22 protein-coding genes and 1 riboswitch are annotated in these 21911 nt (G+C 40.8%); of the genes, 14 read left to right on the forward strand and 8 right to left on the reverse strand.

All coding sequences use genetic code 11. The annotated features are described in order from the left end of the window. Nucleotides 1-3: 3 nt before the first annotated feature. The 3 genes from purK to GSF08_RS01400 all read right to left on the reverse strand — a co-directional run bounded on the left by purK (nucleotide 4) and on the right by GSF08_RS01400 (nucleotide 2280). Complete coding sequence (gene purK / locus GSF08_RS01390; protein WP_160624087.1) at nucleotides 4-1095, reverse strand: 5-(carboxyamino)imidazole ribonucleotide synthase; 1092 nt, start codon at nucleotides 1093-1095, stop codon at nucleotides 4-6. Next, nucleotides 1086-1577, reverse strand: coding sequence for a 5-(carboxyamino)imidazole ribonucleotide mutase (gene purE, locus GSF08_RS01395; protein ID WP_160624088.1), 492 nt, complete (start codon nucleotides 1575-1577; stop codon nucleotides 1086-1088). Before purE ends, purK begins: the two co-directional genes overlap by 10 nt. Nucleotides 1578-1762: 185 nt before the next feature. Next, nucleotides 1763-1864, reverse strand: a riboswitch (purine riboswitch). 86 nt (nucleotides 1865-1950) lie between these two features. Continuing rightward, nucleotides 1951-2280 (reverse strand): hypothetical protein, encoded by a 330-nt coding sequence (locus GSF08_RS01400; protein ID WP_160624089.1) that lies wholly within the window; start codon nucleotides 2278-2280, stop codon nucleotides 1951-1953. 434 nt (nucleotides 2281-2714) lie between these two features. Between GSF08_RS01400 and GSF08_RS01405 the strand changes: the two genes are divergently transcribed. The 9 genes from GSF08_RS01405 to GSF08_RS01445 are packed head-to-tail and all read left to right on the forward strand — an operon-like array spanning nucleotide 2715 to nucleotide 9345. After that, the gene (locus GSF08_RS01405; RefSeq protein WP_160624090.1) at nucleotides 2715-3458 is read left to right on the forward strand and encodes a GntR family transcriptional regulator; all 744 of its coding nucleotides are present in this window, start codon (nucleotides 2715-2717) and stop codon (nucleotides 3456-3458) included. Between the two features lie 16 nt (nucleotides 3459-3474). Next, nucleotides 3475-4206, forward strand: coding sequence for an amidohydrolase family protein (locus GSF08_RS01410; RefSeq protein WP_160624091.1), 732 nt, complete (start codon nucleotides 3475-3477; stop codon nucleotides 4204-4206). A 22-nt stretch (nucleotides 4207-4228) separates the two neighbouring features. Then, entirely contained in the window at nucleotides 4229-4720 is a 492-nt protein-coding gene (locus GSF08_RS01415; RefSeq protein ID WP_160624092.1) for a PTS sugar transporter subunit IIB, read from the forward strand. 47 nt (nucleotides 4721-4767) lie between these two features. Further along, nucleotides 4768-5514, forward strand: a complete 747-nt coding sequence (locus GSF08_RS01420) for a PTS mannose/fructose/sorbose/N-acetylgalactosamine transporter subunit IIC (protein ID WP_160624093.1) — start codon at nucleotides 4768-4770, stop codon at nucleotides 5512-5514. A 9-nt stretch (nucleotides 5515-5523) separates the two neighbouring features. Continuing rightward, nucleotides 5524-6375 (forward strand): PTS system mannose/fructose/sorbose family transporter subunit IID, encoded by an 852-nt coding sequence (locus tag GSF08_RS01425; protein WP_160624094.1) that lies wholly within the window; start codon nucleotides 5524-5526, stop codon nucleotides 6373-6375. Nucleotides 6376-6405: 30 nt separating this feature from the next. After that, entirely contained in the window at nucleotides 6406-7134 is a 729-nt protein-coding gene (locus tag GSF08_RS01430; protein ID WP_160624095.1) for an amidohydrolase family protein, read from the forward strand. A 50-nt stretch (nucleotides 7135-7184) separates the two neighbouring features. Continuing rightward, nucleotides 7185-8135, forward strand: coding sequence for an eIF2B alpha/beta/delta subunit family protein (locus tag GSF08_RS01435; protein WP_160624096.1), 951 nt, complete (start codon nucleotides 7185-7187; stop codon nucleotides 8133-8135). After that, complete coding sequence (locus GSF08_RS01440) at nucleotides 8132-8944, forward strand: BtpA/SgcQ family protein (RefSeq protein ID WP_160624097.1); 813 nt, start codon at nucleotides 8132-8134, stop codon at nucleotides 8942-8944. The genes GSF08_RS01435 and GSF08_RS01440 overlap by 4 nt, the downstream gene beginning before the upstream one ends. Continuing rightward, nucleotides 8941-9345, forward strand: a complete 405-nt coding sequence (locus GSF08_RS01445) for a PTS sugar transporter subunit IIA (protein ID WP_160624098.1) — start codon at nucleotides 8941-8943, stop codon at nucleotides 9343-9345. The genes GSF08_RS01440 and GSF08_RS01445 overlap by 4 nt, the downstream gene beginning before the upstream one ends. A gap of 913 nt (nucleotides 9346-10258) precedes the next feature. Here the strand turns inward: GSF08_RS01445 and GSF08_RS01450 are convergent. Next, nucleotides 10259-10525, reverse strand: a complete 267-nt coding sequence (locus tag GSF08_RS01450) for a hypothetical protein (protein WP_160624099.1) — start codon at nucleotides 10523-10525, stop codon at nucleotides 10259-10261. A 561-nt stretch (nucleotides 10526-11086) separates the two neighbouring features. Here GSF08_RS01450 and aroB point away from each other — a divergent pair. The 5 genes from aroB to GSF08_RS01475 are packed head-to-tail and all read left to right on the forward strand — an operon-like array spanning nucleotide 11087 to nucleotide 16377. Beyond that, entirely contained in the window at nucleotides 11087-12088 is a 1002-nt protein-coding gene (aroB, locus tag GSF08_RS01455; protein WP_160624100.1) for a 3-dehydroquinate synthase, read from the forward strand. A gap of 10 nt (nucleotides 12089-12098) precedes the next feature. Further along, nucleotides 12099-13199, forward strand: a complete 1101-nt coding sequence (aroC, locus tag GSF08_RS01460) for a chorismate synthase (RefSeq protein ID WP_160624101.1) — start codon at nucleotides 12099-12101, stop codon at nucleotides 13197-13199. 16 nt (nucleotides 13200-13215) lie between these two features. Beyond that, nucleotides 13216-14232: a 3-deoxy-7-phosphoheptulonate synthase gene (gene aroF / locus GSF08_RS01465; RefSeq protein WP_160624102.1), complete on the forward strand. Its 1017-nt coding sequence runs from the start codon at nucleotides 13216-13218 to the stop codon at nucleotides 14230-14232. Next, nucleotides 14232-15503 carry a 3-phosphoshikimate 1-carboxyvinyltransferase gene (aroA, locus tag GSF08_RS01470; RefSeq protein ID WP_160624103.1) on the forward strand — a complete coding sequence of 424 codons (1272 nt, stop codon included), beginning with the start codon at nucleotides 14232-14234 and terminating at the stop codon, nucleotides 15501-15503. The genes aroF and aroA overlap by 1 nt, the downstream gene beginning before the upstream one ends. Next, on the forward strand, nucleotides 15496-16377 hold the full coding sequence (locus GSF08_RS01475; RefSeq protein WP_160624104.1) for a prephenate dehydrogenase: 882 nt from the start codon (nucleotides 15496-15498) through the stop codon (nucleotides 16375-16377). The genes aroA and GSF08_RS01475 overlap by 8 nt, the downstream gene beginning before the upstream one ends. Nucleotides 16378-16450: 73 nt before the next feature. On the opposite strand, the gene GSF08_RS01480 is transcribed toward GSF08_RS01475, so the two are convergent. From GSF08_RS01480 to GSF08_RS01495, 4 genes are all read right to left on the reverse strand, one after another. After that, on the reverse strand, nucleotides 16451-17596 hold the full coding sequence (locus GSF08_RS01480) for a D-alanyl-D-alanine carboxypeptidase family protein (RefSeq protein WP_160624105.1): 1146 nt from the start codon (nucleotides 17594-17596) through the stop codon (nucleotides 16451-16453). A 117-nt stretch (nucleotides 17597-17713) separates the two neighbouring features. Next, nucleotides 17714-18871 (reverse strand): hypothetical protein, encoded by a 1158-nt coding sequence (locus GSF08_RS01485; RefSeq protein ID WP_160624106.1) that lies wholly within the window; start codon nucleotides 18869-18871, stop codon nucleotides 17714-17716. A 118-nt stretch (nucleotides 18872-18989) separates the two neighbouring features. Beyond that, nucleotides 18990-19511 (reverse strand): anaerobic ribonucleoside-triphosphate reductase activating protein, encoded by a 522-nt coding sequence (gene nrdG, locus GSF08_RS01490; RefSeq protein ID WP_160624107.1) that lies wholly within the window; start codon nucleotides 19509-19511, stop codon nucleotides 18990-18992. Further along, complete coding sequence (locus GSF08_RS01495) at nucleotides 19501-21849, reverse strand: anaerobic ribonucleoside triphosphate reductase (protein ID WP_160624682.1); 2349 nt, start codon at nucleotides 21847-21849, stop codon at nucleotides 19501-19503. Before GSF08_RS01495 ends, nrdG begins: the two co-directional genes overlap by 11 nt. Between the last annotated feature and the right edge of the window lie 62 nt (nucleotides 21850-21911).

Here is a 21911-nt window from a genome sequence, read left to right on the forward strand (position 1 = left end):
TGTTTATATAATCGCGGCTTCCGCTTCTTGAATCAATTCTTCCAAATTTTCACCCCAGAAGGTGATATGTCCCATTTTACGATTGATCCGTGCTTCCGGTTTTCCATACAGGTATAAACGGGCGTGATCGGGAAGCTCATGACTGACTGCCGCTTCCAGATACTGCCCCAGGACATTCACCATCACACATGGCTTGGTTATAGCCGGCTCCAGCACATCGCCGTTCAGAATTGCACGCAGAGCATTTTCGTATTGACTGACTTGATAACCATCCATAGTAAGGTGTCCGCTGTTGTGGGGACGCGGTGCGATTTCATTCACGTAAATCTCTCCGTCTTTCCCAACAAACATTTCAATCGCCACGATACCAATGAAATCAAGGCGATCCATTATCTGTATGGCAATCCGCTTCGCCTTGTTTTTCATCACATCATCGACTCTTGCCGGTGAAATGGACAAATGCAGAATGCCATTTTCATGAATGTTTTCGATCGGTTCAAAAGTAATCGTCTTGCCGGTCTTCCCGCGTACGGCAATTACGGATATCTCACATGCGAAATCGACCATCGATTCCACAATGTATTCATTCGCTTTGAACTGGGTAACAAAATCATACAGATCAAAATCATTACGGATGACCCACTGTCCTTTTCCATCATAGCCGCCGGTACAGGTCTTGATAAGAAAAGGATATTCCATAAGGCGGGATAGCGATTGTGCTTCTTCAATCGTATGTAATGGTAAAAAATTCGCTGTCTTGATGCCTGCCTCATGAATGCTGGTTTTTTCGGTAATTCGATGCTGAGCAATTAACAGCGGCTTCTTTCCCTGCGGAACATTCGCATGTATGGATTTGAGAAAATCAATGACCTCGGCTTTGACATTTTCAAATTCATAGGTGATGACATCGCTTTGTGATGCAAGGATACTGAGCGCGTCATGATCATCATATTCCGCGCATACAAACTCATCGCTGTTTTGCCGTGCCGAAGCATCATGTCCCGGATCCAGCACGACCGTGGTATGACCGAGTGCATGAGCGGCATCGACCAGATACATGCCCAGCTGTCCGCCGCCGATAATACCTACTCGCATACTTCAATCAGCGCGTCATCCAGCACTGTCTGGGTTTGTTTATGACGATATTCCTGCAGCCGTTTCGCAACTGCTTCATCTTGAAGCCCCACGATCTGCGCGGCCAGAATTCCAGCATTTTTCGCACCTGCGGTACCGATCGCAACGGTCGCAACCGGAATGCCTCCCGGCATCTGAACGATGGAAAGCAGCGAATCCAAACCATTCAGCGCTTTCGACTGAACCGGAACACCGATTACCGGTAAGGTAGTCATGGCCGCAACCATGCCCGGTAAATGAGCTGCCCCTCCGGCGCCCGCAATGATCACCTGAATGCCGTTTCTCTTTGCTTCTTTTGCATACTCAACCATCGAATGCGGAGTACGGTGAGCGGAAATCACTTTTACTTCATAGGAAATCTGAAATTCTTTCAGCATATCCACAGCGTTCTGCATTGTCGCAAGATCGCTGCGGCTACCCATAATAACACTTACTTTTGCCATCGTAACTACCTCCTAAATTAAAAAAACATATTGTGAAAAATACTCTCAATATGTAGCGTGAAAATAGATTGTCGAATCCTTTATAGAGTACACATTCATATTTCGCATAAAAGCTGTACCTCCTATAAAAAAGAAAAAACGTAAAAGCATGCCTAGCAAGCAAACTTTTACGTTTTCAAAAGTCGAAAAAGCAAAAATCCGCTTGTAGTCCGCCGATTTACGGTCAGCAGGTAGAAACTTGTCATCCATATCATGACTATTATACAAGCATAACTATTTACATTTTTATTTTACAAGAGATATATGTATATATCAAGGAGAAAATCAGAAATTCCCACATGAAAAAGATTGTATTTTAGTGTAAGCATTTCCATTATTTTTCTCGTAAAGCGCGATATGTTGCGATCATAGTAAGAACAAAAATGAATACTACACTTTGCTTCGTGATGATCCATTCCAAGTGCGGATTCTCAAATAAACCAAGCAGAACACCAATACTGATTCCTGCAAATAAGAAGAGATCCACGAAAAAACGCTGTCCCGTTCCATACATCACCCATTCAAGCGCAACCATCATGGTAAGCATCAGCAGTATCATTCCGGCATGAAAAACCAAGACGAAATTTGGTACACAAAAGACTGACAGCAATATAATTCCAATAAATCCAAACGTATAGATCATCATTATCTGTTTGTATCTCATAAGCCAAGCCTCCTTTACAAGCAAATTGACTATGATTCCATCTTCACCTATAAATTTTATAATATGAATATAAATATATTTCAGATATTAAGATATGCAAGAGGATTAATCTAATATTTGTCTAAGTGGTGATTTGCCAAAAAAATTTGAATAACTATATTTCTATATAATACCTTTATCCATCAATTGTAAAGTAAAAACAATGATCATAGTACGAAATGCTATTACATATTCAAAACATTAAACCGAAAGAAATGAAACGATCCCTCTTAAAAAGCATAAACTCACTTATTTCATATGTATGTCAGTTAACTCTAATTTTTATCTGGTTATCACTATCTAAATTTTATTGTTACATACTTTAAATGTATAGTTGACAAACTTGTTATAATAACTTAGAATGTTGTTATAATAAGTGTGAAAGGGGTTTCTTTATGGCTGTGATTGACAAGCAAACAAACGTGCCAATGCACGCACAACTATATCAGATTCTTCAAAAGCGTATCACTGAGGGGGTATATCCCGTTAATAGTGTTATGCCTTCCGAAGCAGATATACAGTCAGAATTTGAAGTAAGCCGAATTACCGTACGCCGGGCTGTCAGTGATCTTGAACGTGATGGCTACGTTCGCAAGAAACGTGGTTCCGGCACAATTGTTCTGCCACAGAAGACTTATCATGACCGATTCCAATTCACTGGGTATAGCGAGGATGCGATTGCGCACGGGAATCATCCTGGTTCCATCGTGCTGGAATGCGTTGATCTTCCCGCCGACATCCGCGTTAGTGAGATGCTGAAAGTAGAACCTGGGGAAACCGTTACCTATTTAAAACGACTGCGTTTATTGAACGGAAAAATCAATGGGCTGCATGAAACCTATATCTCACATCGTTATGATTTTAGGATCAGGATAACGGATTTTGATTCCATGACATCGCTATACGATTATTATGATAAGCATGGCATCATACTGGACAGTGCGGATGAGAGTATCTCCGCAAAAATGCCGAATTCGGCAATTCGTAAAGAGCTATATATGGACGAGAATCAACCCGTGTTTTATCGAGAGCGTGTTACGTATGACAGTAAAGGAGGGGTTGTGGAATACTCTCGAAACTATTATCGTGCAGACGACTATAACTATTTTGTTCATTTGACGAAAGACAAAGTAAATTGAAGAGAGGAGGAATTGAATGAAGATATATGATGTTCACGCACATCTGGGAAAAACAAGCTCCGGTGAATCAAACAGCGCCGCCATGCTGGTGGAAGAGTTGAAGAGTTTCGGCATTTCCAAGGTGGGGATCAGTAGTTTATCCGGTACGGTAACCAAAGAACAGAACGATCTGGTTCATGATGCCATGACAGAATTTCCGGAATTTATTAAAGGGTATGCATTCATCAATCCAAAAGCACCCGATGTTTATGAAGAAATTGAACGCTGTCTTGGTTTATATAACATGAATGGTGTGAAATTTCATCCTTGGAAACATGGTTATTATTCCGATAACTGCTCCCAAATTGACGGTGTGCTGAGTGCTATTGAGAAATATGGTGTTCACATTCAGGTTCATGTAGGAACTAGTCCGCTGTGTACACCATTCCCATGGATTCGTTATGCTAAACGTCACCCGAATTTGCGTGTACTATTCACTCACATGGGATGCCGAGAATTCGGTTACAGTACGATTGAAGCAATCAAGAATGTAGAAAACATTGTAGTGGAAACATCCTGTCAAAATGAAGTTGAGAACCTGAAGCTTGCGGTTAAGGAGCTTGGTTCAAAACGCATTGTACTTGGAACGGACTGGCCGTACAAGCCAACGAATATGGAAATTGAAAAAATGTACATGTTAGGTTTATCAGAAACTGAACTCGAAGATGTTATGTATAAGAATGCTGAATTACTTTGGACAAAAAAGTGACTCGGTGGGAAAGGAGAAAACGATGAATATCACGGTAATGCGAATTGATGATCGTTTGATTCACGGACAAATCGTTACCAAATGGATCGATTATGCCAATGCGAAAAAAATCATTGTGGTAGATGACAAGGCGGCCGGCGATCCGATGCAGCAGATGCTTTTGAAGCTTGCGGTGCCAAGCGGCGTAAAACTGGAAATTTTAACTAAGGCTGATGCATTAAAAATGATTCAGGAAGATACTTCTTCCATTAACGTGCTGCTGATGGTGAGAAATCCTAAAGAAGCAAATTCTCTGCTGGAAATGGGTCTAAAGGTTGATACGATCAATGTCGGAAACATCAGCAATTCCAAATCCGAAACCGGTCGAAAAAAGATGCTGGATTTCATTTACCTGGAACAACAGGATGTGGAAGAATTACAGTCGATCGGAGCCAAAGGTGTGACATTGGAAATTCGTGCCATTCCTACCGATCGCAGTAAAGATATATTGGAATTGATCAAAAAGCACTATTAATATATAGATTAATCGAGAACTATCAAAATAATAGGAGGATATGAAATATGAGTTTGTTATTGCAAGCTGTTTTAGTCTCGCTCGTTGTATGGATCGGCTTCCTCGATAAAGCGTTCCTACACACTTTTATTTACCGCCCCATCATTGTTGCCCCGGTCGTAGGATTAATCATGGGCAATGTCAGTATCGGCTTAGAAGTCGGTGTCGCAGTTGAAACGATGTTCTTAGCCATGGTCTTCGTTGGAACAGCTGTTCCGCCTGATGAAACCGTAAGCTCAGGTTTAGCCGCAGCCTATGCCTGTTTAGCCGGAAGTGCCGCAGTCGGTATCGCTACTGCCCTGCCGATCGCAATCATCGGTCAGATTTTCCGTCAGACCCGTAACGCGACCATCTATGAGTTTACCGTTAAACGTATGGAGCACTACGCACAGGAAGGTAATACGCACGGAATTATCATGTATACGACAATCATTCCAAGTATCATTGAATATCTCTGTTTTGGTTTACCGACTTTTATCGGGGTTTACTTCGGTGCAGAGTACATTCAGGATTTCATCAATTTTATTCCGAAAGAAGTTATCTCCGGTATCGCAGCGGGAGCCGGCTTGATCGGTGCGGTTGGTGTGGCGCTGCTGCTAGGAACGATCAAGGATAAAACTACCTGGCCGTACTTCTTGGTAGGATTCTTTGTAGCATCCTATCTGGGCGTCAATATGATTGGTGTTGCCGTTGTGGCAATCGTATGCGTAGCGTTGAATTACTACAAAGATAAACTATCTCAGGAAGAGGAATAGGAGGATATCATGAGCGAAACTATTAATAACGAGGTTCAGTCTAATGATGTAACACTGACTAAAAAAGATCTCTGGAAAATATTGATTTATTCATCTGCGATTGAGAGTGGATGTAATGTTACCAAACAGGAAGCTCCTGGATTTACTCAGGGTATGATTCCTGTTATCGAAAAATGCTATGATAAGGATGAAGATAAAAAAGAAGCGTATACACGTCATACTCAATTATTCTTAACGGAAGGCCATCTTGCTGAGTTCTGCGTTGGAGTATCCGCCGCAATGGAAGAACGCTATGCAAATCATCGTGATATTGATCCGGATTCAATCAATGCGGTAAAGGTTGCGCTGATGGGACCGCTTGCCGGCATTGGTGATTCGATTATTCATGGCACGCTGCGTCCGATCATGGCAGGCATCGCATGTTCATTAGTAACTGCCAGCTCCAATACCAGTGCACTAGGACCCTTGCTGTTCTTCATCGTAATGGCTGCGGTAACGCTGACCATTCGTTATCTCGGTGTCTTTAAGGGTTATGAAAGCGGTATGAAGCTGGTTGCCAGCATGCAAGAAGGCGGTTTGCTGAACAAACTGACAAAATATGCAGCCATCGCTGCCTTCATTGTCTGCGGTGGGTTTATTTCTTCATTGGTTTATTGTTCTACACCGCTTACGTATACCAGTGGAAAAACAGTTATCAGTGTTCAAGAAATGTTGGATGGCTTGATGCCTAACCTGATTCCACTTCTGTATACCTTATTGATGTATTGGCTGATTAACAAGAAACGCGTTTCTGCAGTCCTGTTGATGCTGGCAACTATGATACTCGGCATTGTCTTGGTTTACTGTGGTATTCTAGCATAACTGTATGATTCAGAAAGGAGGTTTTATCCTTTGATTATTGATTTTCACGCGCATTTAATACGCGATATGATAACTAAGCAGTATGATGTAGAAGACTGTCTGAATGATATGGAGAAAAATCATATCAATAAACGAGTCATTTCGACCTTGGAAGGAAAATCGACACGGGATCAAAACGATTTCATCGCTTCCTTAGTTGATCAGTACCCGGATCGCTTTATAGGATGTGCGGCCATTAATCCAAAAGAAGATGACTGTGTAGAGGAAGTAAAACGGCTTACAACGATACCGCAGATCAAGATTTTGGAATTTGACCCATGGGAGCATGGTTTCTTACCGGAACGCTATTCCTATCACTTGGATCAAATTTTCGAAATTGCTCAGGAGCATGGATTTATTATCAAAATGTTTGCGGGCTGGGGACCGCGCACGATGCCGGAGCAATGGACCCGTTATTGTTTGAAATTCCCCGACTTAACCTTTGTCGTACTCCACATCGGCGGTATTGATTTCGGTTATGGAGCGATTGACTTCATTGAAGAAATGCCAAATGTGATGACCGAAACATCTGATCAGACAGAAATTCAGGTTTTGCATAAAGCGTTTAAGAAACTGCCAATCCAGAAGATGTTATTTGGATCAAATTATCCGAAGAACTTTACCAAATGCTCCATTGATACCTTCGATTGTCTGCACTTGAGTAAAGAAGATCAGGCATATATGTTTTATAAAAATGCAGAAGCATTGTTCAAGAAATAGTGAGAATGGGATAGATTACTCGGCTATCCCATTTATATAGAGGTGAGGAAATGGATAGAGAAACAATCCGCAGCATGCTGAGTGTTGAAAATCAGCAGCTGTTTGATCAAATTGTTACCGGAGCGGTGCTGGGAGCTGGTAATCATATCAGAATCATCGGCAATATTATTTTGAATATTGCTCAAAAAGAAGAGGCTCCCATCGAAATTAAGAAGCAGAAAATTGAAGCAGTCAGTGAATTTTTTAAAGCGACCCGCGGCAAATCCAGTTATGCTTTTATCAATGCAATGAATATTATGACATCTTTTCTCCATAAGGAAAACTGTACCGTAGCCGATATAGAAACGGCGGTGCTGTCTTATGATAAAGGAAACGAAGCGAATTGTGAACGAATCATTACCTATGCAAAACGTGCAGTTGCCGGAAGTAAGACAATTATGCTGTACGACTATTCCAGCACCGTCGAGAAATTTGTAAAAGCATTGGAGCCGGGCATGGTTATTTATATTCCGGAAAGCCGTACCATTGACGGCGGCCGACCATTTATCGAACCATTAAAAAAAGCGAGACATGATCTGCGTTATATTCCCGATGCTTGTATGATGAGCGTGCTGAAAGATTGTGATGCGGTATGTATCGGAGCAGAAACTTTATATCCCGACGGCACTAGCTTCAATACCGCCGGATCAGATATTCTGGCTGTGCTCTGTAAAGAGTTCAATATTCCTTATTACGTATTAACGCCCCTTTTAAAAATTGACATGCGGGCTTTACAGGGAATTTATAAAGATGTGATCGCAGCAGATCTGAAAGTAAAGCTAACAGCGGGATGGGAAGCGGAACAAGCTGATGCCGTTGACTGTTACAGCATTGAACTGGTTGGGGTAAAACCTCAATACATCTCCGCAGTGATTACTGAAGCAGGTATCCTTCCTCCCGCTGCTGTTTATACAGAGGCACTTGCTTATCAAGAACGCATTACGAAAGGAGGATCTCTATGAATATGAAAGAGGTTAGGCTGCCGCTGGCATTGGTGATGATTCAGCCGGATCCGCTGCCGGGCAGCTATCTGCACCAAGGAGACAGCTTTGAAGCGATCCAAAAACGAGTCATGGACGAAGCAGAAATGATCGTGAATACCGGATTTGACGGGTTCATTTTGCAAAATATGCATGACGGACCGATTGGACAAACCGCAAACCCGGAAACAATTGCATATATGACGGTTCTCGCGAAATACTTAAAGGATCGTTATCCTGACAAAGTGCTGGGAATTCTTGTGAATTGGGATGGTGTCGCATCGCTTGCGGCAGCGGCAGCGGCCAACGCGGATTTCATCAGGGTTGAGCATTTGTATACCGGAGTTGCGGTCGGCAATGTCGGCTTCATGCAGGGTCAATGTCGTGAAATTTGTGAATTTAAGAAACGGCTTGGATTGAATATTCCAGTCTATGCCGATGCTCAGGAAGTAAACAGCACGTACGTTGCGCCAAAACCAAAAGTACAGACTGCGGTCGATGTCGTAAAAAGTGCGTTTGCGGATGGACTGTTTATCAGCGGTAGTGATACTGAAGAGAGCTTACAGTTGATTAAAGATGTGAAAAAACGCCTTCCCAACACGTTGACGTTTCTAGGCGGCGGAGCGAATGGCGATAATATTCGTGAATTAATGAGATATTATGATGGGGTTAGCGTCGCTACTTGGATCAAGAACGGAGACATGAAAAATCCCATTGATCCAAAACGTGCTGAGATATTCTTAAAAGAGATTGAAAAAGCCCGTGAAGATCGAAAAAGAGGCAATCTATGATCGGCATTATTTTGACCGGACATGCCCAATTCGCATCCGGTTTAACCAGCTCTATGCATTTATTAGCCGGTGAAGTGGAACAGTATGCTTATGTTGATTTTCCCGCAGGTATGGATCAGTATGATCTGTTAGAAAAAATTAAGCAGGCAAAAGAACAGCTGTCTGACTGTAAGGAATGGATTCTTCTCACTGATATCGTCGGGGGAACTCCCTTCAAAATGAGTGTCCTCTATTCCATGCAGGAAGAACATGTGCGGGTTCTGACAGGAACCAGTCTGCCATTGTTATTACAGATGGTTCTATCCCGCAGCACGATCAAAAATACCGATGAACTGATTCAATCTTCGATTAAGGAAGCAGCCGGTTCCATGGTTGAATTTCATGCTAAGGATTATCAATAGGTCTGTATATTAACTTCTAACTGACAGTTATGTAAAATCAGTATCGCTCTCACAAGGTGCATACTGATTTTTTAGTGCTTCTTTCCCTAAATATCCCATTCATTGTCTGCAAAGACTTGTCAATTACCACCCAGCGATGGAAAGCACAGGTAATTTATTCTTTTATAAAACGAACTTCCGCATAATTATAAAAGTTAAACGAAAGAAACGACAAAGCGATAAGCGTATCTAAATATTAGATGATGCTTATTAATCAATCATAAAACGAATAATCATCATTATTACTCCCAATAGTGCTAAAGTTTGATAAACTTTAAAATCACTGCTCCGATTCAATTTCTGAGCTCGATATGCTTCCCCAATACCCAATATTGTCAACGTCGTAGCACCAAGCACTTCAGACGTTTTAGAGTCTAAAATAAATTAACATGTAATAAAAGTATTCCAATGAAAATAATAATTAATAAAAATGTAGTTAGCAGCTTATGCTTTTTTTCATGTTAATCATCTCTCTTTATAATCATGCGTATATATATGGTTTTCTCTTCAATAAAGAAAGGCGTATTGTCTATTATTGCATTGTACTTTATTTTGTATATCAATAAGAAAGCACCCTGTGTTTATCATATAATTCATTATTTTGATAGATTACTTTTTCTTTTTTATTACAAAAAATAAAATACAAACATCAAAATGAATACTATTTTAAAAACGATCAAAAACCTATTGAGATGGCCGGTTATACAATAACTTAGATTCGATCTTACACCAAACATATTCATGCTTATGATAGGAAATGAATATAAAATGTCAGCAATCCCTAAAATAATGATTCTAGCAAGAAAATCAAGTTACTATTTAATAACTTCATCTAATTCTTCATAAGAAAAATTTTCATCTTTCTTTGATGTCATTACAATAAATCAATAATCAGCATGATTGCCTCTATACACACACCGATGAAAAAAATTTTAGCGACGATAGTACGATTTTCCAATTTTGCTTTTCTAGCCTCGTAGATAATCCATCCAAGACCCGCTAAAGCATCAATGACTGTACTTGTTTGATGATTAATAATTTTATTGAAGTAAAGTACTCCTGAAATGACTATACAAATTAATAATACGATAAGGGATCCATATTTTTTTATAAACGTTTCCTCTTTTATCTTTTTTTCCATAATCTTAAACCCTTTTTCCTTTCTAAATATTTGTGCTAATTATCATAATAGCTCATCGTTTAACAGATTTAAATTATCCAAATTCAATTATTGATCCCATCAGATAAATCATGATAATTGCCTCCCTTCGCACCCATTAATCAACCTTAACTCTGACAACTTTATTGTATCAAGTTATCTATATATGTGAATAGATTTGGTATGAGATGTCACTTTTTATGTATGAAATGCATTATTTTTGATTTTCTTAAAACTCATCATTACTAAAAACTACAACCTTATTAAAAGCTTATTGAATTATGTTAAGATTTGGATTGAGAATCTAAAGATGTGTTTCAGAAACTATTTTCAGGAAAGTGTTGCAATTATTTTCATTTAGGTTTATGATATACATGCTTGGAGTGATAAATATGAAAATCCAAACTCAGAACTATTATTTTTATTTTAGATAGTCCCAAATAAACCATCAAAAGATTGTATGGTTATTTTGTTGTTTATTTGGGACAAAAAAAGCACAGACGATTAAGTTGGTGCTTTTTTTTCATTAAAGGAGGGCAGATCATGAAACTAACAATGGACTTAGAGACAAATAGCTATGATATCCATTTGGATAACGGACTTCTTCATAAAATAGCAGATTTTATGGACGTCCACCGCAAAGTGATGGTTGTAACCGACAGCGGGGTTCCAGGTCAATATCTGGATACGGTTATGAAGCAGCTTTCTCACCCTTATTCCTATTGTTTAAAGGCCGGTGAATCCAGCAAAACTCTGGAAAATTTCAAAGCGGTATGTAAAGCTATGCTTGATCACCACTTTACCAGAAAGGATGCTGTGCTTGCGCTGGGAGGCGGTGTAGTCGGTGATTTGGCTGGGTTTGCGGCGGCGAGTTATATGCGGGGCATTGACTTCATTAATATTCCCACTACTACCCTCGCTCAGATTGACAGCAGTATCGGCGGTAAAGTGGCGGTAGATCTGGATGACGCAAAAAATATCATCGGTGCTTTCTATCAGCCGAAAACGGTTATTATCGATCCGCTTGTACTTTCCACATTATCAAAGCGGCATTATCGTAACGGACTTGTAGAAGCGTTGAAAGCAGGACTGATCTATGATCGTGAGTTATTTGAAATCTTTGAGAATGAGGATATTCACGCTTCCTTGGAAACAATTCTCGAGCGATCACTGAGGGTTAAAAAAGCCGTGGTTGAAGCGGATGAAAAAGAAAAAGGTATACGCAAAATTCTGAATTTCGGACATACGATCGGACATGGTATTGAGAGTGCCGGCGGACTGACAGCGCTCCTGCATGGAGAGGCGGTTGCGTTGGGCATGCTGCCGATGATTGAAGATGAGCAGCTGCGAAAGCGATGCCGAGATATCTATAAAAAGTTAGATCTGCCACTTACCTATGACTTGTCTAAGGAAGCTATTTACGAATGGATGCTGAAAGATAAAAAAGCAGATGGCGAAGATCTGATTACCATCGTCAAGGTGGCAGAATGCGGAAAAGCAAAACTGGTTACTGTCCCATTCATTGATTTATATAACTATCTGTAAGGGGAACAATATGAAAAATACATTTGGAACAAATATCACCTATACATTATTTGGAGAAAGCCACGGCGAGGCAGTTGGCATTGTCATCGACGGTCTGCCGGCGGGCATTCTCATCGATCAAAAGTTCATCGCTGAGCAGATGGATAAGCGCAAAGCAGTCGGTAAAATATCCACCCAGCGTCACGAAGCGGATAAAGTGGAAATTATCAGTGGGTTGTTTGAAGGACATACAACCGGAACACCGCTTACTATGCTGATAAAAAATACCGCTCAGCATAGTAATGACTATCAATCACTGCGATACCGAGTGCGCCCCGGTCATGCAGATTATACAGCACATGTAAAATATCATGGTAATCAGGACTATCGAGGCGGCGGACATTTCAGTGGACGTCTGACCGCTCCTATCGTAGCTGCCGGGGCAGTGGCTATGCAGCTGCTGCAAACCATGAATATCGATATGGGTACTCACATATTGCAGTGTCATCAGATAAAGGATAATTCGTTCAGTGATAACAAAGCAACGCTCAAGGATCAAATACAACGGCTGAAAGAAACCGAATTTCCGGTTCTTGAGCCTGCTATTGGCAAGGATATGATTCAGTTTATTGAGAAAACTGCCCATATGAAAGACAGTGTCGGCGGCGTACTCGAAACGGCTGTCATCAATGTACCGGCGGGATTGGGAGAACCATTCTTCAATTCTATGGAAAGCACTCTCTCACAGCTATTATTTTCAATTCCCGGTGTAAAAGGAGTAAGCTTCGGATCAGGCACTGCTTTTGCAGATCATTACGGCAGTGAAATGAACGATTCCTTTATATATGAGGAAGGTGTAAAAACAGCTACCAATCATAACGGAGGTATCAATGGCGGTATTACCAATGGAATGCCTTTACGGTTTACAACGATTATAAAACCAACCCCATCTATCTATAAGCCGCAAAATACTATTGATTTGGAAACAAATAAAGAAGTATCATTAACCATTCAAGGCAGACATGATCCTGCTATCATCCACCGCGCTCGCATCGTCGTAGATGCCGTTACCGCAATCGGAATATTAGAAGCAATTACATGTTCACAGGCGATTGAGCCGTTCTATTCATAAGAGGAAGGAAACTATCATGATTATAACAATGAAAAAAGACGCACCAAAAGAAGAAATCGACCGTATTATCCAAAGCATTGAAAATAAAGGACTCAATGTTAATATGATATCAGGAACAAATTACAATGTATTTGGGGTGGTTGGTGATACGACCATTCTGGATGCGAAACAAATTGAAGCAAATAAGCATGTCGAAAATGTTGTACGGGTTGCCGCTCCTTACAAGAAAGTAAATCGTTTATTTCACCCCGAAGACAGCATTATCGATGTCGCAGGCATCAAAGTAGGAGGCAAGGAAAATATTGTTGTTATCGGTGGTCCTTGCAGTGTTGAAGGTCAAGAGCAGATTACTGAAATCGCAAAAGAAGTAAAAGCAGCCGGTGGCGTTATGCTTCGCGGCGGTGCTTACAAACCGCGCACTTCTCCTTATGCCTTTCAGGGTATGGGAAGCGAAGGAATCAAATGCATGGTAAATGCCCGAAAAGCGACTGGGCTGCCAATCGTCAGTGAAATCATGAGCATTGATAAAATAGATGAATTTGTTGAAAATGTTGACTTGATTCAAGTCGGAGCCCGCAATATGCAGAATTTCGATCTGCTGAAAGCACTAGGTAAGATCAACAAACCGATTCTGTTGAAGCGCGGATTATCCAATACGATCGAAGAATGGCTGATGTCTGCTGAATATATTATGGCCGGCGGAAATGAGAATGTAATACTGTGTGAACGCGGTATTCGTACGTTTGAAAAATACACTCGTAATACCTTGGATCTCAGTGTTGTTCCGATCGTGAAAAAGAAAAGTCATCTGCCGATCATCATTGATCCATCTCATGCGACCGGTGACTGGGAGCTTGTAGAATCAATGAGCTTAGCGGCTATTGCCGCCGGGGCTGATGGTCTGATTATTGAAGTTCATAATTGTCCGGAATGCGCATGGAGTGACGGCATGCAAAGCTTAAAACCGGAACGATTTGCTGAGGTAATCCGTAAAGGCAGAGCAATCGCTCAGGTTATCGGCAGAGATATCTGATGAAAGCAGTAGTATATCCGTTTCACCCTGCCGGTACCGTTACTGTTCCACCCAGCAAAAGCATGTCACATCGCGCAATCATCTGTGCTTCACTCGCTTCCGGAACCAGCATAATCCGTAATATTGCATGGTCTGAAGATATTCTGGTTACATTGGAAGGAATGAAAAAATTGGGTGCGCACATCAATCAATATGATGATTATGCGGAAATCACCGGCATCCAAAGCTTTCAGGATATTCAGGATACAAATATCTTCTGTAATGAATCAGGCAGTACCCTTCGATTTTTCATTCCGATATTTTCTCTTTGTAAGCAAGCAATTACATTTCATGGACAGGGAAGACTAATGCAGCGGCCGCAGAGTGTATATAAAGAGATATTCGATCGGCAACATTTATCCTTTCAACAGGATCAAGATCATATCAAAATAAACGGTCAGCTGCAAGCCGGTGAATATACCGTGCGAGGTGATATCAGCTCTCAATTCATCAGCGGCCTATTATTCACCCTTCCTCTCTTGGATAAGAAATCAATTATCCATATCATGGAGCCTTTTGAATCTCGTTCCTATATTCAACTGACAATTGATATGCTGAAACGGTTTCAGATTGATGTTGAATGGCTGGATGAAAATACGATTGCAGTTGAGGGCAAGCAACACTATCAACCATGCGATTATACGATTGAAGGAGATTTTTCACAGTTTGCTTTTTTTGGAGTATTGGCGGCAATCAATCATGATCTCTGCATTAAAGGTATGGATATTACTTCTAAACAGGGTGATAAGGCAATTCTTTCAATATTGGAGCAGGCTGGCATTACTGTTCATACCGAGGAAAACGGCTATCAGATCCAACATGGTATCATCAATCCGATAACCATTGATTTGCAGGATTGTCCTGATTTAGGACCAATTCTGACCGTTCTGGGCATGTATGCAAAAGGAACGATTCAAATCATTCATGCCGGCAGATTACGCATCAAGGAAAGTGATCGGATTGAAGCCATGGAAACAGAGCTTCGTAAATGCGGAGTCAATATTCATTCTACGCAGGATACTATTACCATATGTGGTAAAACACAGTATCAGGGCGGTGTGCATTTTAACGGACATAATGATCATAGAATTGTCATGAGTCTAGCAATAGCGGCTTCTCGAATGGAACAGCCATGCACCATCCATGGTGCTCAGGCTATACGAAAGTCCTATCCGAATTTTTTCCAAGATTTACAGAAAATCGGCGGCAAGGTGGTGATCTCAGATGATTGATAAGGATACAAAATTTCTAATTGTTGGATTAGGGTTGATCGGCGGCAGCTATGCAATGGGCTTAACCCGTCAGGGATATCATGTCAGCGCGCTTGACACCAATGAAGACAGCATTCAATTTGCACTAGATCATCAATATATTGAGAATGGTGCTGTTTTCGATGAAAAATTGATTCAGGATGCAGATGTTATTATTTCTGCATTATATCCACTAACCATGATTGATTGGATTTCCACCTATCAGGAATTCTTCAAATCAGGTATTCTCATCACTGATGTTAGCGGGGTCAAGCAGCATATCGTTGAGACCGTTCAGCGAAATCTCAGAAAGGATGTTGAATTTATCGCTTCTCATCCAATGGCCGGAAAAGAAGTCAGCGGGGTAAGAAACAGTGATGATCATATTTTTGAAATCGCAAATTTCATAATCACGCCAACTCCAAACAATTCCAAAAGGGCAATCGCATTTATGAAGGATTTTGCGGCAATTCTGAACTTTCACCATATTACAACGTTAACGCCTAAACAACATGATGAAATGATCGGCTTTGTATCCCAGCTAACACATGTAATCGCGGTTAGTCTCATGAATACCAACGACAATACTCATCTTGTCGAATACACCGGTGACAGCTTCCGTGATCTAACCCGTATTGCAAAGATCAATGAAAATATGTGGTCAGAGCTATTTTTTCTAAACAAGGATAATCTTATTCGGGAAATCGAAGATTTTGAGAAAGAGCTCAATCACTTAAAACAAAAGCTGGCAGACAATGATGAAGCCGGTTTAAAAGCACTTTTCCGTCAGTCTACCCAGCGTCGTACGCTTTTCGACAAAATTGATAAGCCTGATCAGCATAAAAGCAATCAATAAATGAATGTATGATCAGTATATATACAGCTATCTGCGTATAAAAGCCGTTTCTTGTTATGACGGCTTTTTTTGTTTACTGATAATATTCTTCAAGCGTTTGACCACTGCTTTTCAGCTGTTTCGCTAAACTTGGTCCTACATATCGATAATGCCATGCTTCATATGCATATTGGGTTATATTGGTTTTGTTGCTAGGATACCGCAGTATCCATCCATACTCATGGGCATGTGCAGAAAGCCATTTACCGGAAGCTGTACTTTCAAAATCACTGTGCAGCTGATAATCGCCGTTACTAATATCCAAAGCCAATCCCATCTCATGTTCGCTTCTTCGTGGAAGTGCACTCAAAAATGGTGTGTTGACTGGATCTGCTGCATAATATTGATTATATAGATTCGCTTGATATGCCTGCGTTCGATAAGCACTGACCGCATTAATCGTAATTCCATCCTGTTCTGCCGCGTTCATCATCGCATTCCATGCCTGAGCCGCAACAGCCCTAAGCAGAAATCCATTCTGGATAGTAACCAAATCAGAAGGTGCCCAGCCATCCGGCAGAATGTTCTGTTTATTTACCAGTGCGGTAATATCATTGGGATCAGCAACGACACGGACCTGAACATGAGATACAGATGGAGCTTGGACTGCTCCCTTTTTTAGAACCGTAACCTTTACCGTGAATACTGCCTGATTACCTGAGGAATCTTTTACTGTATATGTGAGTTCATAATCACCCGGGGTATTACTGTCGACAGTTCCTTCCTGCTTTATTTGATCACTCATATCACCGTCATAATTATCTTCAGCTTTCAGCTCAAGCTGTTTCATATCAAAGCTGCTTCCCTGTTCAATTTCCAAAGTATTCTTTCCGGTAATCACTGGTGCTTTTTTATCTTCAACTGTTATATAGCGGTAAAACCTTTTCTCCTTATAAGAATACGTGATTTTATATGTACGCAGCTGTTTGAAATTCACTTTCGTATATATTAGCTTATCGGTTATGTCAGTATTGCCTTCCTTCGCCGTTAGATGAAAAGATGTGGGTTTCAAAGACACTGTCTTACCATAGGAAATGGTTTCCCTGCACTCTTTTGCTTTTCCATTTTTTATATAAAAAGCAATTTGCGGCTCATTGGATTGAAGCAAACTTATGATGACTGCCGCAAGCACAGCTATAATTCCAATAACAATACCAATTATGAGCTTCTTATTTTTCATAATCCTACCTCACTTCTAAACCGATATACGTACATTATATAGAATAACCTAAACAAAGGAAATGCTTTCACAAGATAACTTGTAATAAAAAAGTCCGAAATAAATCGAACCTTATTATTATTTCCGGAAAGTAATACTGAAATCGGTCATTTCTCCTTTTTTATTATATTGAAAGCTGGTTTGCGCACCGATATCATAATCATCTGTATATAAAGCATAATTCATTTCCAACCCATCCTTTGTATAGTACAGGCTGTGTGCCATGCCATATTGTTTCATAATATCCTTGGCTGAGGCAGAAGTATTCAGTCCCCCGGGAAGAACCATCTCAATATCATCTAAACCGATGATCTGCACATTTATACTTATGATTGGCATGGTTTTATCGATTTGAGTGCCTTCCTGATATACACCAGCAGCTGTTACACTCAGCCATGCATCATCCTTCGTAAGATAAATTTCAGTTGTGGTTTCATCCCCATAAGTGCTGTCAATCATCCAACCTTCATCCATCAGCGTACCCAGGGCGGAGTCTTTTCCTATTTCTATCGATCCGATTCTCACCTTCCCATTTAGCAATACATCATCATATATCACCGAAGGTTCTGTTATATCCGTAAAGGCTTTATATCCAAATACATCCTTGAATGTAAATACCGTACTTTTATTTGCTTTCTTCTTCTTTTCAGCTCCCTCAAAATCAACCCTTTTCAGTTTAGTATTTTCAAATGAAAATGTAATCATCTCGCGTTTTTGATAATCTCCTTTTGATTCATAAATTAAGTAACTATCCACGCTGCCCATAAACGAATTTACATAATAAGCGGAAGGCTGTCCATAAGCTTTTATTACATCCCTGATTGTTGATTTTTCCGTTATTTTTTTAGGAAGCTTAATCTTCATTCCGATTTCTTCCATATGGCTGATCGAAAATCTGGCGATTTGGGCGTCATTTACCTTAACAGCGTCATCCTCCCAATTCTTTAATAGAACATTAATTTCTTGGTTTTCATCCTCTTTATTAGTTATGGTTGCGTATAGTTCCCCCAGATCATCAACCTTCTTTTTATCATTTTCAGTGTAGCTGATTTTCCAGTTATTCTGCATAAATTCATTGGCTGTTCCATAAATCTGCAGCGTACTGCCATTGATTTCAACTGCCATATCTGCTAAGGAATCAGTTTTCTTCGGTGTATCCTTTCCCCCAGAACCGCAGGCTGCAAGCATCGAAATCGATAACATCACGCAGACTGCATAAGCTGCTTTTATTTTCATGATTCTTCTCCTTTTCTTTTATTTTATCATAGAAGATATTTTTTGGTAAATTAACAACTTTGCCATAAATTACATTTATCACAAAACAATGATAAAAAAAGCAATGAATGATCATTGCTTAAAATTGATTCGATTTGTCATAGGATGAAAGAACAATCTTTTCATTCTTCAAGCTTTTCTGCACATCGATGATACGCTGATTTTTTGATCCTTTAAAATGAAGCCGATAGTCTTTTTGATCTTCCATGAATCGGCCGTCTACCAGAATATCAATTTCTTCAAGCAGCTTCTTGCGTGTTGGTTCCTTTACCAATTCTTCATATGTATAACCGCTGTAAGCCCACACAGAGAGGCCATCTTTCTTTGCTTCCTTGACGATTTCTAACAGGGCAATCGGTTGGTCAAATGGTTCTCCGCCGGATAAGGTCAATCCGGTTTGAAGCTGTGCATCGTGAATGGCCTGTATGATGACAGACGTATTTTCCTGAAACCCGCCTGTTACAGAGTGAGTCTGCGGATTGTGACAGCCTGGACAGTGATGCAGACATCCCTGTGTCCATATTACCATGCGGATCCCCGGTCCATCGACAATACTGTCATAGGTTAGCTTAGAAGCAAGCTGCAGCTGATTAGATTCCATGTTTTACACGATCGTGCTCTTCAGCTGCTTTGGCATTGTTGAAGCGATCAACCGTTCCCACTAAATAGCCAGTAATGCGTCTGATTTTTTCAAATTTACAGGCGCTCAATGTTTCATCTCTGCCACATTTCGGACAAATATGTGATTCAATGACACCGCTGTAGCCACATACTGGATCGCGATCAACGGGATGATTAATACTGCCATAACCGATTCCGGACTCCTTCATACAGCGAATAATGGATTCAAATGCTTCTAAGTTTCCGCTGGGATCTCCGTCTACTTCTACGTAAGAGATATGGCCGGCATTTGTAAGGGTATGATACGGTGCTTCCTTCTGTATTTTGGCAAATGCAGTTATCGGATAATACACTGGTACATGGAACGAATTTGTATAGTAATCTCGATCCGTAACTCCCGGTAAGATGCCGTATGCTTTTTTATCCATGCGCGTGAAACGTCCGGATAATCCTTCGGCCGGTGTTGCAATCAATGAGAAATTTAACTGATACGTTGCTGACGCATCCTCCATTCGCGCTCTCATATGAGAAATAATTTTGATGCCGAGCTCCTGTGCTTGTTCACTTTCACCATGATGCTCTCCAATCAATGCCTTTAAGCATTCAGCAAGTCCGATAAATCCGATTGTCAGGGTTCCCTGTTTGATAACTTCGTTTAGCGTATCTTCCGCACCAAGCTTATCAGCACCGAGCCAAACCCCCTGTCCCATCAAGAACGGAAAATTTTTCACTTTTTTATTGCCCTGAATGACCATGCGTTCCAGCAGCTGTTCGATGACAGCATCAATTTTTTCATCCAGTTCATCAAAAAAACCACCTTCATCAAATTCACCGCCTAACACCACACCATGCTTGATTCCCAGACGCGGCAGGTTGATGGTTGTGAAAGAGAGATTACCTCGTCCGGTAACAATTTCATCTCCGCATACATTACCGACTACACGGGTACGGCATCCCATATAGGTTGCTTCTGTTTCCGGATGACCCTCTTTATAGTACTGCAAATTAAACGGTGCGTCGATAAAGCTGAAATTCGGAAATAAACGCTTGGCGGAAACTCGGCAACTCAATTTAAATAAATCATAATTGATATCCTGTTCATTAAAGTTTACACCCTCCTTAACTTTAAAAATAAGGATAGGAAAAATCGGAGTTTCTCCGTCTCCGAGCCCAGCCTCCTGAGCCAGCAGAAGATTACGGCTTACCATACGTCCTTGAGACGATGTGTCCGTACCGAAGTTAATGCTGGAGAACGGAACCTGTGCCCCGGCCCGAGAATGCATCGTATTCAAATTATGGATAAATGCCTCCATTGCCTGATACGTTTTTTTGTCTGTTTCCACATATGCTTCCTTATATACAAATGCCTCAATTTTCTGAAGCATTTTCTCATCCAAACAAAATTCAGTTCTTAAATACTCACGCTGAATGTCGAGGTATGCATCATCCATATCAAGTGCCGGATAGGATAAATGTTCTGCCATTAGACTTTTCAACGCTTCTTTCACATCAATATCCGCATCGATGAATAAACGCAGAGCGCGATTCATATTGTTGATATATTCACGGCGGAATGTTTTGGTAATGCCCGGTGCCATATAGTAGTCAAATGCCGGAATGCTCTGTCCGCCATGCTGATCATTCTGATCACTCTGGATTGCAATCGCTGCCAGAGCCGCGTAGCTTGTAATATCCTGCGGTTCCCGCAGAAAACCATGACCTGTGGAAAAGCCTCCTTCAAACAATTTATTTAAATCAATTTGACAGCAGGTTAGTGTTCCCATATTCATAAAATCCATATCATGAATATGAATATCACCATTCTCATGAAGCTGAGCATGTCTTGGACTCATCAGCTCTGACATACAGAACTCACGCGATACTGTGCTGCCGTACTGAAGCATGGTACCCATTGCAGTATTGCCGTCAATATTGGCATTTTCACGTTTCACATCAGCATCTTTTGAATCCGCAAAGGTAATCTCACTGATATTTTTCATCAATCTGGTTTTCATGCTGCGAACACGGCTGCGTTCAGCTCGATACAGGATGTATGCCTCACTGGTTTTTGCATGACCGGATTCAATCAACGTTTTGACAACAGCATCTTGAACCTGCTCCACCGTTGGTTTACCGTTAGGATACAAGCGCTCAAGCATCCCTACTGCTTTAGCGGTCAGTGCTTCGGCAGTCTGATAATCTGCATCGCTTCCCTTTTCCTTTGCTACACTGGAAGCGGCAAGAAAAATAGCTCTGGTTATCTTCTCCGGTACAAAATGTATTTCTCTTCCATCTCGTTTTTGAATATGTGTAATCATCATATTATCTCCCTATGTCTTCATAAAAAACGGCACAGTAATATTTTCTTACTGTGTTCGTT

Source organism: Copranaerobaculum intestinale (assembly GCF_009831105.1).
GTDB lineage: Bacteria > Bacillota_I > Bacilli_A > Erysipelotrichales > Erysipelotrichaceae > Copranaerobaculum > Copranaerobaculum intestinale.